Genomic DNA, 15,582 nt, shown 5'->3' with positions numbered 1-15,582 from the left:
AGTCATGCTACAAATGGCGCTGCTGATCATGGCAGGCATTGCCTGGCAGCGGTTCGCGCCTGACCATATCTCGGCCACCTCGCACAGGCGGGCGCTGACCGACCTGGTGTTTTATATCCTGTTGCCGGCATTAGTCATAGATGTGCTGTGGCAGGCACCATTGGATGCGGATACTTTCAGCATCCAGCTCACTGCCATCACCAGACTGGCCACTGCAGCCGGCTTGATGTGGTTATGCCTGCAAGCGTTTAACCGCTTTAAACCACTGTCGCGTGCGCAGCAAGGCGCGCTGATGCTGGCGGCCACCTTCCCCAATGCGACCTATCTGGGCTTGCCGGTGACCAGCGAAGTGCTGGGCGACTGGGCACAGGAGATGGTGCTCAAGTTTGATCTGTTTGCCTGCACGCCTATCTTATTATCCGTAGGCATGCTGATGGCACAGGCTTATGGCAAGAGCGAGGGCAGGTCTAACCCGTTGCGTGAATTGCTGCGTGTGCCGCCGCTATGGGCGCTGCTGATCGCCTGCCTGCTCAACCTGGCGCAGGTGGCGCAACCAGAGATGCTGGGCCATGCCCTGCACACCCTGGCCGGTGGCGTGATACCGCTGATGCTGATCGCCCTGGGCATGAGCATACGCTGGGATAGTTTCAGGCTGGCGCTGATCCCCAAGTTATTGCCGGTGTGCATCATAGGCCTGCTGCTGGCGCCGCTGGCTGCCATGCTGGTGGCGGAGTGGCTGGGGCTGGGCGGGCACACGCTGACTGCCATCACCTTATTGAGCGCCATGCCGACCATGGTGTTCGGCGTCATCATCTGCGAACGCTACCATTTGGATGGCGCACTGTATGCCGCCGCCGTGTTCTCCACCACGTTCATCAGTATTTTCACGCTGCCGGTGTGGTTTCAGTTGCTATCGCATTAATGACCGTTGCCGCCGGCAGAACAAATCCCGCAATCGCTGGTCAATCTTCATACGTTATATAACGAGTATTCAGACGATCTGCGGCGGTTTAAGATAGCGCTGAATCCTGTGTGATCTGTATGCGTTTTGGAGGAGTTTCACCGCGATGCCAAAAACTACATTGAATCATTTTGTGGCGCAACAGCCTGCGCCACCAGAAACCCTGGTCAAACTGCTGGGCAAGACTGGCATCACCATCAACGGCGATGCGCCGTGGGATATACAGGTCTATGACGAAAGCGTGTATCGCGATGTGCTCACCCGCGGCACACTGGGTTTTGGCCAGGCCTATATCGAAGGTCGCTGGGACTGCAGCCGCCTGGATGAATTCTTCACCCGCGTGATGCGCGCCGACATTGATGAAGACATGGGCGGCTGGGGCAAACTGCAGCTGTTGGGCGATATCCTCAGACATGCCCTGTTCAACCTGCAGGCACCCGAGCGCGCCTTCCAGGTCGCGCAACTGCACTACGATATCGGCAATGACGTGTTTGAAGCGATGCTGGATTCAAGCATGAGCTACTCGTGTGCCTATTGGGAAAACGCCCACACGTTGGAAGAAGCACAGACGCAAAAGCTGGACATGATATGCCGCAAACTGGACCTGCAGCCAGGCGAGCATGTACTCGAGATAGGCTGTGGCTGGGGCGGGCTGGCCAAACATATGGCGCAGCATTATGCGGTCAATGTGCTGGGCATCACCGTGTCGGTAGAACAGCAGGCCATGGCAAAAGAGCGTTGCGCCGGTTTGTCGGTTGATATACAGCTGATGGATTACCGCAAATTGCAGGGGCAGTTCGACAAGATCGTGTCTGTAGGCATGTTTGAACATGTAGGGCCAAAAAACTACCCGATTTATTTTGCCACCGTGCATAGGCTGCTAAAAGACAACGGCCTGTTTTTGCTGCACACCATAGGCAACCACAAGACCGCACTGTATACCGATGCCTGGATAGACCGCTATATCTTCCCTAACGGCAAACTGCCTTCTGCCAGCGAGGTAAGCGATGCCATAGAGAAAAAATTCCTGATCGAGGACTGGCATAATTTCGGCCCGGATTATGACCGCACGCTGATGGCCTGGTGGGATAAATTCAGCCGTGCCTGGCCGGAACTGCAGTTTAAATATGATGAAAGTTTTTACCGCATGTGGAAATACTACCTGATGTGTTGTGCCGGGTATTTCCGCTCGCGGCAAGGGCAGCTTTGGCAACTGGTACTGAGCAAGCGGCAGAGCAACCGCGTTTACCGCTCGGTGCGCCCGGGAGCCAAAAGTTGATGTGAACGTCGTCTCTCTCTGTATCATTTAACATGACGGCTTAGGCCGTCATTTTTTATGTTTAATTTGCATAAAAAACCAAATTGATTTATTGTTTTGCAAATTAACTTAACAACTCGCAGAAATGATAGGCTCAAACATCAGAAATTTGCGAAAATCGCAAAATCTAACTTTACAGCAGCTGGCGGCACGCATGGGCACGGATACCAGCAATCTGTCGCGCATAGAACGCGGCGAGATCGGTATTTCTGACGCCCTGTTGCGCGCGGCCGCTCAGGCCATGAGCACCACGCCAGGTCGTTTATACGACGCCGACCTGACGCCCAGCAACCTGACCAATACGCCACCAGCCATCCTCTCCAGTGCCAACAGCAAAGACTTTGTACACTGGTTCCGCTCTGCCGCGCCGTATATCCATGCCTTTGGCGGCAGTACCTTCGTGATCGCCTTTGGCGGCGAAGTCGTCAGCGAGCAACAGTTTATCGCGCTTTCGCACGATCTGAACCTGCTGGCCAGCCTGGAAGTGCGCCTGGTGCTAGTGCACGGCGCACGGCCGCAGATCGAGCAACGGCTTAAGCGCGACCACCTGATCCCCAAAATGCATAACGGCCTGCGCATCACCGATGATACGGCGATGGAAGCCGTGAAAGAAGCCAATGGCACAGTGCGGGTGGAAATAGAATCGCTGCTGTCCATGGGCATTTCCAACTCGCCGATGGCCGGCAGTGATATCCGGGTGGCGAGTGGCAATTTTGTCACTGCCAAACCTCTGGGTGTGCGCGACGGCGTAGATCTGCAACATACCGGCGAAGTGCGCAAGATCGATGCGGTCGGCATCCAGAAACGGCTGGACGATGGCGAACTGGTGCTGCTTTCGCCTATGGGCTATTCGCCCACTGGCGAGATCTTTAACCTGACACTGGAAGATGTGGCAGTCAGCGCGGCGATCGCACTGGATGCGGAAAAACTGATCTTTCTCATGGGCACCGAAGGCATACACAATCTGCGTGGCGAACTGTTGCGCGAGATGACTTCGGCCAAAGCCAAGAACATGCTGCGCAATGTGCAGGAGAGTGATGAACCCATCAACATTTCGGAAGATGTGAATTACTACCTGCCCGCGGCCGTGCGTGCCTGCGAGCATGGTGTCGCCAGGACGCATCTGATCTCAAGACATATAGACGGCGCCATTATCCAGGAGCTATTCACCCGCCAGGGCATAGGCACCATGATCACCGAGCTGCCACTGGAAACCATGCGCCAGGCCAATATCGACGACGTAGGCGGCATACTCATGCTGATAGAGCCGCTGGAGAATGAAGGCATACTGGTGCGGCGCGGACGTGAGCGCATTGAAATGGAGATCAACTATTTCTATGTCATGGAACATGATAACCGGGTAATAGGCTGCGCCGCCTTATACCCCTTCCCGGCCGAGAAAATGGTCGAATTCGCCTGCCTGGCGATAGACCCGGCCTATCGCGGCGGCGGGCGCGGTGACAAACTGTTCAATTACTGTCAGGAGCAGGCAAAAGCCATGGGGCATCAATTATTGTTCTGCCTGACGACACGCACCGAGCACTGGTTTCTGGAGCGCGGCTTTACTGAACAGACTGTGGATCAGTTGCCGCAAGAAAAACAGCAGCTATATAATCTGCAACGCAAATCCAAAGTGTTTGTGAAGGTACTGAGCTGACCAGACGCGCGGCGCTGACCCGCGCCTGTCAGCTCAACCACAGCCAGCGCTTGCAATGTCTTAATTGCTTCATCTAAAGCGAATAAAGTTGAACAAAGTTGGCAAACCGGCTTCTTATTCAACATCCTGAGTAAAATTAAGCGCACTATGCATTCACTGTTTAACTGTCAGCAGATAGAATACGCATATTCTTAATCGCAAATCCATATGATGAACATATCAAAAGCCGCCCACAAGGCGCAAACCCTCGCCGAAGCCCTGCCTTACATCAAACGCTTTTTCGATAAAACCATAGTCATCAAATACGGCGGCAACGCCATGACCGATGAACGCCTGAAAGAATGTTTCGCCCAGGACGTGGTGTTGCTGAAACTGGTGGGTATGAACCCGGTAGTCGTGCATGGCGGTGGCCCGCAGATCAACGAGATGCTGGATAAGCTGGGCAAAAAAGGCGAGTTTATCCAGGGCATGCGCGTGACCGACGAAGAAACCATGGACGTCGTGGAAATGGTGCTAGGCGGCCAGGTGAACAAAGAGATCGTCAACCTGATCAACCGCCATGGTGGCAAAGCGGTCGGCCTGACCGGCCAGGACGGTAATTTCATCCATGCCCAAAAGCTGCTGATGGAAGACCTGAAAGACCCGACCAAAATGATAGATGTCGGCCAGGTGGGGGAGATCACTGCGATAGACCCCAGCATCATCACCTTCCTCGACAGCGGTGACTTTATCCCGGTGGTGGCACCTATAGGGGTGGGCCGTGACGGTGAAACCTACAATATCAATGCCGATGTGGTGGCTGGCAAGCTGGCCGAGATCCTCAATGCCGAAAAACTGATCTTACTGACCAACACGCCCGGCGTGCTGGATAAAGAAGGCCAGTTGCTGACCGGGCTGACGCCTAGACAGATCGATGACCTGGTCGCCGACGGCACATTGAGCGGCGGCATGCTGCCTAAGATCAGTTCTGCGCTGGATGCGGCACGCAGCGGCGTGAAAACCGTGCATATTATTGATGGCCGTGTCGAGCACGCCTTGCTGCTGGAAGTGCTGACCGATGAGGGTGTAGGCACTTTGATCAAAGCCAAGTAAGCGACCACTCACTTTATTCCTATTTGTCATGTCGCGCAGGGTGTGGATTTTTGATCTGGATGACACCCTGCACGATGCCTCCGCGCATATCTTCCCGGTCATGAATCAATCCATGACGCGTTACATCATGGATCTGCTGACGCTGGAAGAGCCAGCGGCCCATCAGTTACGCCAGCATTACTGGCGCATTTATGGCGCCACCCTGAAAGGGCTGATGCGCCACCACGGCGTGGACCCGCACCATTTTCTGGCCGAGACCCATGCTTTTCTCACCGATGATATGGTGCAGGCGACCAGGCAATTACGCCAGTTATTGCAGCGCCTGCCTGGCCGTAAATGCGTGTTTACCAATGCACCACGTGCCTATGCCGTACAGGTGCTTAAAGTATTGGGCATCAGCGACTGTTTCACCCTGGTGTTCAGCGTTGAATCATCGCGCTTTCATGCCAAACCGTCAGTACGCGGTTTCCGCATGCTGCTACGCCAGTTGCGTTGCTGCGCCGCCGACTGCACCCTGTTCGAAGACAGCCTGCCCGCCCTGATGACCGCAAAACGGCTGGGCATGCGCACCGTGTGGATCAGCCGCCGCCTGCACAAGCCAAACTTTGTGCAATATAGATTGCCGCATGTGTTGGCACTCACTCACAGCCCATTGAAAAAACACGCCTGCTGCATTCCGGCCCCAGGCGAATCAGGTTAAAATAGCCGCAAAACAACAACACGCATTCTGGGATCAGGGAACACATCATGGCGACCACCAACAAAGAAATAAGAGCAAACCGCAAACAGCAGATCCTGGAAACACTGGCCAGCATGCTGCAAACGCCACGCGGCGAAAAGATCACCACTGCCGCTCTGGCAGGCAAACTGGAAGTCTCCGAAGCAGCGCTGTACCGCCACTTTGCCAATAAAGCCAAAATGTTTGAAGGCCTGATCGAGTTTATTGAAGGCGCACTGTTTGGTGTGATCAATAAAATCACCAGCGATGAAACCGACGGCCTCAAGCAGGTGCAACTGATGCTGCAAACCATGCTGAGATTCGCCGAACGCAACCCCGGCATGTCACGCGTACTGATAGGCGATGCCCTGGTCAATGAAGATGAAGCCTTGCAGGCACGCATCAACCAGTTGATAGACCGCCTGGAAGCCAGCGTCAAACAGTCGCTGCGCATCGCCGAGGCACAAGGCAACACTATCACCAATGCCGGTGTGGCTGCCAACACCATGATCAGCTTTGTGGTCGGCCGCTGGCACGCGTTCGCCAAAAGCGGATTCAAGCGCAAACCCAGTGAAAATCTGGAACAGCATATTACGCAGCTGATCACAGCCAGCCTGCAATAAGGCGGCTTACCTTTATTTTCATCCACTGAAAGTCTTCATTCATGGAAAACACGATTTTTGGCATGACCGAAGCCCAGCTGACTGAAGTCGGCATGACTTACGGCCTGGCCGCACTAATACTCTTCCTTATCTTTATCGTTGGCAACCTGGCCTGGAAGGCAAAGGCCGGCAAGGTGGGGACATTTGCCTTGTTCCTGGCCCTGACACTGGGTATGGTCGGCTTTCTGGCCAAGCTGGTGATTCAGCACTTTCTGAATATCCAATAACGAAAAAAACGTTCTGGCCCATGAATATCCTTAAGATCTTCGGGCTTGTTTTACTGGCGTGTGGCGCTTATCTGTTGGTGGATGACTGGCTGCTGCCCTGGTTCAACGCCAGGCAAGCCCAGCACTTGCCAGCGCTTGAACAAGCGCCCGTCCGTTTTAGCCGACCGGCCAAAGTTGAAGCTGCGCCTGCTGCGGCTAGCGTTGCACCAGTGCAAGCAAACCGTCGTTGTGATGGCCGCACACATTGTTCGCAAATGACCTCCTGTGCTGAAGCACGCTTCTTTCTGGCAAATTGCCCTGATACCGAAATGGATGGCGACCGTGATGGCGACCCTTGCGAGCGCCAGTGGTGCAAACGGGCTTCAAAATGAGACCCTGCCTGGCTGGCGTGAAGGAGTAGCGCATGCAACATATCCTGGTGTACTCAGACTCGCTCAGCTGGGGCATCATCCCCGATACGCGCCAACGCCTGCCGTTTGAGCAACGCTGGCCAGGGGCGATGGAGATCGCGCTAAGCCAGCAGGGTCGCGCTGTGCGTGTGATAGAAGATTGCCTGAACGGCCGCCGCACTGTGTTCGAAGACCCGTTCAAGCCTGGCCGCAATGGGCAACAAAGCCTGGCGCAGCGCATAGAGATACACTCGCCACTTTCTTTAGTGATCCTGATGCTGGGCAGCAACGACTTTCAATCCATGCATGCGCATACGGCCTGGCACGCCAGCCAGGGTATTGCCAGCCTGGTTCACAGCATACGCAGCGCGCCTATAGAACCTGGCATGCCGGTGCCACCTATCCTGGTAATCGCACCGCCACCCATACTGCCCCCTAAAGGGCTGATCGCGCCCAAATTCAAAGGCGCAGAAGCCAAATGCACAGGCCTGGCTGATGCTTATGCAGCGGTGTGCCGCCAGCTGGACTGTGCTTTCTTTGACGCAGGTAGCGTGGTCAGCGCCAGCCACATAGATGGCGTGCACCTGGATGCTGATCAACACAGTGTGCTGGGCCTGGAGATGGCCAGAAAAGTTAACGCTTTCTTACCTGAATAGGCCTGATGGGCTATTGCTTAGTGCTGGTCAGTTGGGTAACCTGATTAACATATTGTGATAAAGAAGTGCGCGAAATGCATACACCGCCCGCTGAAACTGATACCACCATTTACAAGACCCTGCTGGAATCCACCAAAGCCATTCCGTGGAAGATAGACTGGGCCAGCAAACAGTTCGCCTATATAGGCCCGCAGATAGAGCAGGTACTTGGCTGGTCGCAAGACAGCTGGAAAACTGTGGATGACTGGGTTAGCCGCATCCACGAAGACGAGCGCGAGCGTATCGTTAACTTTTGCGTGGAACGCTCATTGCAGGGCGAAGACCACGAAGCCGATTACCGCGCCCTGACCAAAGCCGGCGACTATGTCTGGATCAGGGATGTGGTGCATGTGGTGCGCACGCCCACTGGTGAGCCGGAAGCGCTGATAGGCTTTATGTTTGATATCAGCGAACGTAAAAAGACCGAGCAGCAATTACTGGAGTTGCAGAAACAGCTGGAAGAGTACTCATACAAGGATGGCCTGACCGAAGTCGCCAACCGCCGCATGTTTGATATTGTGCTGGAACAGGAATGGCTGGAAGCCAAACGTAACCAGCACCCCTTGTCGCTGGTCATGATAGATATTGATTTTTTCAAGCAATACAATGATCTGTACGGGCACCTGCAAGGCGATGAGGTATTAAAACGCGTGGCGCATACCTTGAACGCTGCCGGCCTGCGCGCCAAGGATTTCTTTGCCCGCTTTGGCGGGGAGGAGTTCGCATTGATCCTGCCGGAAACCAACGAAACCTCTGCGATCAAGATCGCCGAACGCTGTCGTAACCTGATCTTCAAGCAGCAGATCCCGCATGCTGCCTCTAACATCAGCCAGCTACTGACCATCAGTATCGGTGTGTCCAGTATCATCCCCGCCAGCAATCAGCAACCCAAGGCATTCGTGGAGTTTGTCGACAGCCTGTTATACCAGGCGAAAGATGGCGGCCGTAACCGCACCGTGATGGCTGGCGCGCCCGGGTAAGCGTATCCCTGCAACAGCTCAACGCGCACAGCTTGTTTATCCAAACGCTTTCTTGAAGGTCAGGATCACCTCGCGGATGATCTTCTTCTGTGGCGCAGGCAAGGCCAGAAAAACTTCAAACAACTCGCGCTCCTGATAGCCGATATCATCGGTCCAGCGTTTTCTTGCTCTATCGACCTTGTGCTTGATCTCCAAACCAAACATCAATTCATCCGGTGGCACTTGCAGCCACTCGGCTAAAGTCATGATCTTTTCAAAAGGCGGGATAGATTCGCCTTTCAGCCATTTATTCACCCCATGCAATGTCATGGATTTGCCAAAATGGCGCAAATTGAATTCACGCTCCAGCACCGATGCTCGCGGCAAGTAGCCCTGCTGCTCCATCGCTGTCACCAGCCGCTTTGAGAATTCCAGCTTTATATTCATTATTCCAGATTATTTCACTTAACCTTTAATTACGTCATCTATCAAATAATTACGTTTTAAACTAAACTATCGATTACCTTAACTTATGTAAACATCAAACTTTACGGTCTATGAGCTATGTCAACAAATCACATCCTGCTAAAAAAGTGTGTCGTAATGTCCGGCGACACCTGTACAAATGGACGCCTAACCCATGCCATGCGCGCGCTGGTCAAGCTGCAAACCGTATGCATATCGCCAGGAGTAGCCTGCGGCCAGCGGCCATTTCAATGCCGGCATGTTTTGCGTGGCCTGGCTGTTGCTTGAATCATCATGCGGTCTTTACCCCTAAACACCGTAAACCAGATACTGGATCTGTTGCCGGCCCAACTTTGGCGAAACCCGGATGCCAAGTTCCTGGACCCCGTTGCCAGACACTGTGAGCTGCTGCGCGAGATAGCCAGGCGTCTGAACCATGGTCTGGAAAAACTTATCCCCGACCGCCAAGCGCGTCTGAACCATATATTCGCCAACCAGTTGTATGGCATTGCGCTGACCGCGCCCTACGCAGTCATGGCACGTCAGCGGGTTTACTGCTCAAGAACCGCCAACGGCTGCACTTCTGTCTGCAATGCGTTCACCGATGTGCAAGGCAATATCCGTTACCAGCCAGCGCTACACCAGTGGCAAAACGGCAAGTGCCGGTTTTGTGGCACCCGCCAGGCCAGCAATAAGCACGCAGCCAGGCAGCAAAGCGACGCCTATCCATTTATCCATAGCGATGACCCCAATACGCTGTTCGGCCATGAAATAAAGTTTGATGTGATCCTAGGTATCCCGCCCGCACAACTGAGTGATGACCGCGCAAACGCCAGCGTAACGCCTGTCTACCATCGATATGTGCAACAGGCGAAGAAAATGGCGCCCGATTTCCTGTTGATGATCATCCCTGCCCGCTGGTATGCAGATGGTAAAGGCTTGGGGGCATTCAGGAAAAGCATGCTGTCAGACAGGCATATCAGAGAGCTGCATGACTTCCCGGACGCAACCGATCTGATCGCGGGGATGCAAATCAAGGGCGGGCTTTGTTATTTCCTCAGGGATCAGCGAAAAGCAGGTGATTGCAAGGTCAGCGCTTACCATGCCGGTGGATTGCGCTCTGTCATGACCCGCTCGCTACAGGAGAATGGCAATCACCTGTTCATCCGCCATAACGAGGCCATCCCTATCCTGCAAAAAGTATCCGCCATCAGCCAGCAGACGCTGGAAAGTAAAGTCGTTGCTGGAACAGCATTCGGCCTGCCAGTCACCTTTAAAGGCAAAGACAACCGTTCTGAAAATGTGATATCACTCTATCAGCATGGTGGCAAAGCTTATGTGGAAGCAGAGGCGATCTCGGTCAACATACACTTGATCAGCCAGTATAAGGTGTTGATCCCCAGGTCAGGCAGCGGCAGTCCCACTATGGGCAAGCCAGTGCTGGCTGAGCCAGCATCAGCCTGCACCGATGCATTTCTGCTGATCGCCAGCTTTGATGATTTAAACAGCGCACAGAATATGCTGACCTATCTCAACACCGGCTTTGTCAGGTTTATGCTGCTACTGTCTCACCATAGACAAGATACCGGCGCAAAAATGTACAAACTGGTGCCAGACCAGGCGATGCAAACTGCCTGGTCTGACGAGAAGCTTTACGCAAGATACGGGCTGACCCAGGCAGAAATAGATTTTATCGCCAGTATGGTGTGATTTGTGGCATCTGATGACGACGAGGCCTAAAGCCAAGGTCTTGCAGGTCAGCTTGCAATACGGGAACTAAGGTCAGGGAGAATGTGCTTTTATAGCGATTATTCTAAAGTAAGCGTCTGATCGGCCTATGCTGCTTTATCGCATGAACGCCGGAACAGCAGGCCGGTGATGACGTTGACTTAAAACAGTGCCGCTTCGATGGCATGGGCCCTGGCATCGGCCACTGCCTGTTTGATCGCAGCAGGGTTGCTGCACTGTGTGGCAATGGCGCCAGCATCGACAGACAGCGCGGCCTGCAAAGCCTTGCGCAGATGCTCGGCATCATCCAGCGGGCAGTTCTCAAGCCCCAGGCGCCCGCGGCTGTCACTCTCGCATGCCAGCAGAAAATCATCAAAGCGAGAGCGTTGCCTGAACGCATCCAGTTGCTCAAGAAAATTCAGCAAAGTGCTGGCTTTCATTTCTCTGGCGGCGTGCAGTTTGCCATGAAACTTTGCCACTACCAGCGCCAGGTCCTTGCAGTCATTGGGCACTTTGAGCCGCGCCACCACATCGCGTATCTGGTCTACACTGCGCAACTCATGGCCGATATGCCGTGGCAGTACGTCTGCCGGGGTAGTGCCCTTGCCCAGGTCATGCGTGAGGGCAGCAAAGCGCACCGGCAAGCTGAAGCCTTGTTTGGCAGCGTAATCTATCACCATCATGACATGCACGCCGGTATCCACTTCGGGGTGGTAGAGGGCCGTCTGAGGTACGCCCCACAGGCGCGCCAGCTCAGGCAGTATCACCTGCAAAGCGCCGCAGTCACGCAGCATTTCAAACATGCGGCTAGGCTGTTTTTCCATCAGGCCTTTGGCGATCTCCTGCCAGACCCGCTCCGGCACCAGGGCATCGACTTCGCCAGCCGTGACCATTTCACGCATCAGCGCCAGCGTCTCTGGTGCCACAGTGAAATCGGTGAAGCGGGCCAGAAAGCGTCCTGCACGCAAGATGCGCACCGGGTCTTCGCTGAAGGCGGCGGTGACATGGCGTAACAGTCTGTTCTGTATATCCTGCTGCCCGTGGAAAGGGTCTACCAGCGTGCCATCTTCGGCCTGGGCAATGGCATTCATGGTGAAGTCGCGCCGGGCGAGGTCTTCTTCCAGCGTCACTTCCGGCGCGGCATAGACGCTAAAGCCTTTGTAACCCTTGCCGGTTTTACGCTCGGTGCGCGCCAGGGCGTGCTCCTGCCTGGTGACGGGGTGGAGAAAGACCGGGAAATCCTTGCCGACTGCGCGATAACCAGCCGCCAGCATCTGCTCGGGTGTAGCACCGACGACCACATGATCGCGGTCTTTGACCGCCAGGCCTAGCAGGCCATCACGCACGGCGCCGCCTACCTGGTAGATTCTCATAAGCGGGTCCTGGGTTTGATCGCTATGCACGCGACAGAAGGCGCATCAGCGCCTGGCGTTGATGACGCGACCAGCGGCAGCGCGAAACTGATCATAAGCACCACGCGGATTATTTTTCACCAGGTAGCCGGAGATCACCGCAAACATATCGGTAGGCACTACGCCCAGCTCATTGGCCATAGGCTGCTGGCAGACGTTATCGACCTGCATGGACTTCACATTGTCGCGCGATAACAATTTGATAGGCAGCAACTGCATAAAACTGCCTTGCAGCAGCGAAAGCCTGGTGCTCAAGCCTATGATAGGTCGTTGTACGCCTGTGGTTTTCATCACGGCTTCCATCACCTGTTGCAAGGTCATGATCGCCGGGCCACCCAGTTCGTAGATTCTGCCATAGGTAGCGGGCTCATCCACCGCATTGACGATGGCTGCGGCGACATCTTCTACCCAGATAGGCTGAAATTTGGCTTGTGGCATCGCCAGCGCCAGCACCGGAATATACTGGATCAGCTTGGCAAACAGGTTGATAAAGCGGTCACGTGCACCAAAGATCACCGAAGGACGGAAGATAGTCACCTGCAGTTTTTTGCTGCATTCCATCACCGCCTCATCACCGGCCGCCTTGCTGCGCAAGTATTCGCTAGGGGCACTGACTGCCGCCTGCAAGGCGCTCATTTGCAGCAGCCGCGGGATGCCCAGCTCGACACAGAGCTGCGCCACACGACGCGGTAGCTGATGGTGCATCTTCTCAAAACCATTGTCGCTGGTCTGGTGCAGGATGCCGATCAGGTTGATCACCACGTCGCTGCCGGCCAGCTGTGCGCGCAATGCGCCCTGGTCGTTGACATCGCACTCGACCACTTGCACAAAAGGTAACAATATCAGGTGTTTGGCCTGCTCCCTGCGGCGCGTCAATACCTTGACCTGATAGCCGGCCTGATCCAGCCCGGCCACCACACTGCTACCGACAAAACCGCTACCACCTAATACTGTGACTGTCTTCATATCGCTGATTCCTGATGCATGTTGGTATTAAAGAAGGCTATGCGCAAACCTGTCTTCATCGTCATCGCTTGTTGCCCATAAAAATATTGCTTATATCACCCATGGGACCCTGGCTGTTTGCGATGCAGCCACTATGGTGGCCGCCGCCAGACTGGATCCCCGCCTGCGCGCTAATGACGTATCAAGCGCAAGCGTCTGCTTAAAGAGGATTGTACAGAAAAACGCCGGATTAGCTTACTCCTGCTCTGAAATGGTGATGGTGGTGGTCACCGTTTCCGTCTCGGCGAGGCCAGAACTACGGGCCGGGATAGTCCCCAGGCGTTTTTTCAGTGTGATGACAGGCAAGCCCAGCCTGGGCGCATACATGTGCGCGTTTGCCAGCACTTTCTTCACGTAGTTGCGTGTTTCGCCGAACGGGATAGTCTCTGCATAAATGGCACCTTCCAGCGGCGTGTTGGCCGCCCAGCGCCTGGCGCGGCTGGGGCCTGCGTTATAAGCGGCTGTCGCCATCGCTTCCTGGCCGTTAAAGGTATCCAGCGTATAGCGCATGTAATAAGTACCGAGGTTCACATTGGTATCTATGTCATGCAGCATGGCATCGCTGTAACCGCTCCAGCCCAGCTTTTTGGCTATCCACTTGGCGGTGGCAGGCATCACCTGCATCAAGCCGCCGGCGCCTACCGATGATCTGGCATAGTGCATAAAGCGGCTTTCCTGGCGGATGATACCGTAGACCCAGGCTTCATCGATCTCGCGCGCTTTCGATGCCTTTTGCAGATAATCCCGGTAAGGCGTGGGGTAGCGTAACTCGAAGTTATGCGTACGGCTGGTCTTATCGGCCGCCAGAACGGTCAGATCGTACCAGCCCTTGAGCAGCGCATATTGCGCGGCAACGATGCGCGTGGGGTCATCCAGCGCCTCCAGCAGATACATCCATTCCAGCCTGGCTTCATAGCGCGCGTCGGCATCAAACAAGGCTTCCATGCGCTTGATCGCCGGCAATCTGGCAAACTGGCGCACCTCATCATCGGCGGGCTGATAGGTCGCCATAGGCTCACCGGCCACCGGGCCCAGCTCTTCAGCCGCCAGCCAGCCATAAAAATGGCGTTCTTGCGACAGCTTTGCCAGTAACAGATTGGCTTCGGTGATCTGACCCTTGCTCTTAAGCGCACGTGCTTTCCAGTAGCGCCAGGTGTGCTCGTCTGCCAGGGCATTGGGCATATTGCCTATGACTTTCAGCAGCACCGTCCAGTCCTGCTCGCGTAATGCACTGCGCGCATACCATTCCCACTGCTCATTACTCAGGCTGGCCGGCTCGACTTTAGCAAACGCTTTGAGCGCCTCAGGCTCGTGTTTCCTGGCTGATTCCAGCGCGATATACGCTTGCATCAGCTGCTTTTCCTCATTGTTGAGCACCGCGCTGTATTTCTGGAAACTGCTTTGCGCCAGGGCGATATCCGCCTTGGCCTGGCGATGTATGGCGTACAGATACAGCGCGCGGCCATAAGCTGACTTATCCTGCACATTGTTCTTTTTGAGCACCAGCGCCGGATTCTGCGCGACGTCATCTATCTGTTTTAGCAGCGTGGTATCGGTTTTTCGGCTGCGTTTGGCCAGTGTTTTAGCCATGCCGGGCTTATTGGCAAACAAGGCATTGCGGTAAAGCGTCAGCAGAAATGCCTCATCCAGTACGCCCACCTGTTGCAAGGCTTCCAGCATGCCCTGGCAATCGGCAGGCAGTTCCTTGCCTGACAGCAATAGTGTTTTGCCGTCTTCGTAAGCTGTCGGGTCATCCAGCGCGATACCGGCCTGCACCTGAAAACACTGGTTACCGGTGTCGTTCAGGCTGTAATAGTTGGGGATCTGCGCCCGCATCTCGACAAACTGGTCCCAGAACTGCACCCGCCCCAGCCGCTTGAGCCAGAGTTCGCGTACGCGTTGTGCCAGCAGTGTCTCGTTGTTCTCCTGCAGAAAGGCCTGCACCTGGTAATAGGAGAGCTGATCCATGGTCAGTATCATTTGCCAGTACTGCAGATAAGGCGCCAGCGGTGAGCGGCGCTGCCGCAGCGTCTCCAGCGACTCGGTCAGTAGCGGCAGGTTCTTGCTCTGATAGGCCTGTTTGGCCTGCAGGTAAGTCTCGGTATCACCGGCGCGAACAGCGGTGGTCAGCACCAGCAGGCTGGCGCCCAAGAGACAGGCGGTAAGGGAATAGAGATGGCGGAATGTAGTCTTCATGAGTCAATTAATCACAGGGTCTTACTATGCTCACGTCCGATTGAATATTTATCTGCACAGAATATTTACCTGCCAAGGTGCAGCCGAAGTGCAGACTA

General features: G+C 54.9%; 15 protein-coding genes. 11 read left to right on the top strand and 4 right to left on the bottom strand.

What is annotated here, in order from left to right:
• Positions 1-4: 4 nt before the first annotated feature.
• From ACT6RZ_RS01560 to ACT6RZ_RS01515, 10 genes are all read left to right on the top strand, one after another.
• Positions 5-922 (top strand): AEC family transporter, encoded by a 918-nt coding sequence (locus ACT6RZ_RS01560; protein WP_444700426.1) that lies wholly within the window; start codon positions 5-7, stop codon positions 920-922.
• Positions 923-1,067: 145 nt separating this feature from the next.
• Positions 1,068-2,240: a cyclopropane fatty acyl phospholipid synthase gene (gene cfa, locus ACT6RZ_RS01555; RefSeq protein WP_444700425.1), complete on the top strand. Its 1,173-nt coding sequence runs from the start codon at positions 1,068-1,070 to the stop codon at positions 2,238-2,240.
• A 124-nt stretch (positions 2,241-2,364) separates the two neighbouring features.
• Entirely contained in the window at positions 2,365-3,936 is a 1,572-nt protein-coding gene (gene argA, locus ACT6RZ_RS01550; protein ID WP_444700424.1) for an amino-acid N-acetyltransferase, read from the top strand.
• Between the two features lie 207 nt (positions 3,937-4,143).
• Entirely contained in the window at positions 4,144-5,028 is an 885-nt protein-coding gene (gene argB / locus ACT6RZ_RS01545; RefSeq protein ID WP_444700423.1) for an acetylglutamate kinase, read from the top strand.
• Positions 5,029-5,056: 28 nt separating this feature from the next.
• Positions 5,057-5,728 (top strand): pyrimidine 5'-nucleotidase, encoded by a 672-nt coding sequence (locus ACT6RZ_RS01540; protein ID WP_444700422.1) that lies wholly within the window; start codon positions 5,057-5,059, stop codon positions 5,726-5,728.
• A 47-nt stretch (positions 5,729-5,775) separates the two neighbouring features.
• The gene (slmA, locus tag ACT6RZ_RS01535; protein ID WP_444700421.1) at positions 5,776-6,369 is read left to right on the top strand and encodes a nucleoid occlusion factor SlmA; all 594 of its coding nucleotides are present in this window, start codon (positions 5,776-5,778) and stop codon (positions 6,367-6,369) included.
• 41 nt (positions 6,370-6,410) lie between these two features.
• Positions 6,411-6,635 carry a DUF2788 domain-containing protein gene (locus ACT6RZ_RS01530; protein WP_444700420.1) on the top strand — a complete coding sequence of 75 codons (225 nt, stop codon included), beginning with the start codon at positions 6,411-6,413 and terminating at the stop codon, positions 6,633-6,635.
• 20 nt (positions 6,636-6,655) lie between these two features.
• Entirely contained in the window at positions 6,656-7,006 is a 351-nt protein-coding gene (locus tag ACT6RZ_RS01525; RefSeq protein WP_444700419.1) for an excalibur calcium-binding domain-containing protein, read from the top strand.
• A gap of 32 nt (positions 7,007-7,038) precedes the next feature.
• Positions 7,039-7,680 carry an SGNH/GDSL hydrolase family protein gene (locus tag ACT6RZ_RS01520; RefSeq protein ID WP_444700418.1) on the top strand — a complete coding sequence of 214 codons (642 nt, stop codon included), beginning with the start codon at positions 7,039-7,041 and terminating at the stop codon, positions 7,678-7,680.
• 74 nt (positions 7,681-7,754) lie between these two features.
• Positions 7,755-8,699, top strand: a complete 945-nt coding sequence (locus ACT6RZ_RS01515) for a sensor domain-containing diguanylate cyclase (RefSeq protein ID WP_444700417.1) — start codon at positions 7,755-7,757, stop codon at positions 8,697-8,699.
• A 36-nt stretch (positions 8,700-8,735) separates the two neighbouring features.
• On the opposite strand, the gene ACT6RZ_RS01510 is transcribed toward ACT6RZ_RS01515, so the two are convergent.
• A complete protein-coding gene (locus tag ACT6RZ_RS01510) occupies positions 8,736-9,125 on the bottom strand; it encodes a hypothetical protein (protein WP_444700416.1) in 390 nt (129 codons plus the stop codon).
• Between the two features lie 312 nt (positions 9,126-9,437).
• Here ACT6RZ_RS01510 and ACT6RZ_RS01505 point away from each other — a divergent pair, with 312 nt between their 5' ends.
• Positions 9,438-10,853, top strand: a complete 1,416-nt coding sequence (locus ACT6RZ_RS01505; RefSeq protein WP_444700415.1) for an Eco57I restriction-modification methylase domain-containing protein — start codon at positions 9,438-9,440, stop codon at positions 10,851-10,853.
• Positions 10,854-11,032: 179 nt separating this feature from the next.
• Here ACT6RZ_RS01505 and ACT6RZ_RS01500 read toward each other — a convergent pair whose 3' ends face one another.
• From ACT6RZ_RS01500 to ACT6RZ_RS01490, 3 genes are all read right to left on the bottom strand, one after another.
• A complete protein-coding gene (locus ACT6RZ_RS01500) occupies positions 11,033-12,244 on the bottom strand; it encodes a multifunctional CCA addition/repair protein (protein ID WP_444700414.1) in 1,212 nt (403 codons plus the stop codon).
• A gap of 45 nt (positions 12,245-12,289) precedes the next feature.
• Positions 12,290-13,249, bottom strand: coding sequence for a complex I NDUFA9 subunit family protein (locus tag ACT6RZ_RS01495; protein WP_444700413.1), 960 nt, complete (start codon positions 13,247-13,249; stop codon positions 12,290-12,292).
• A gap of 234 nt (positions 13,250-13,483) precedes the next feature.
• A complete protein-coding gene (locus ACT6RZ_RS01490) occupies positions 13,484-15,484 on the bottom strand; it encodes a transglycosylase SLT domain-containing protein (protein ID WP_444700412.1) in 2,001 nt (666 codons plus the stop codon).
• Between the last annotated feature and the right edge of the window lie 98 nt (positions 15,485-15,582).

Origin of the sequence: Methylophilus sp., from assembly GCF_052437885.1 — a bacterium.
Lineage (GTDB): Bacteria > Pseudomonadota > Gammaproteobacteria > Burkholderiales > Methylophilaceae > Methylophilus.
The sequence above is the reverse complement of the archived record's forward strand: the minus strand, read 5'-3'. Positions and strand labels throughout refer to the sequence as shown.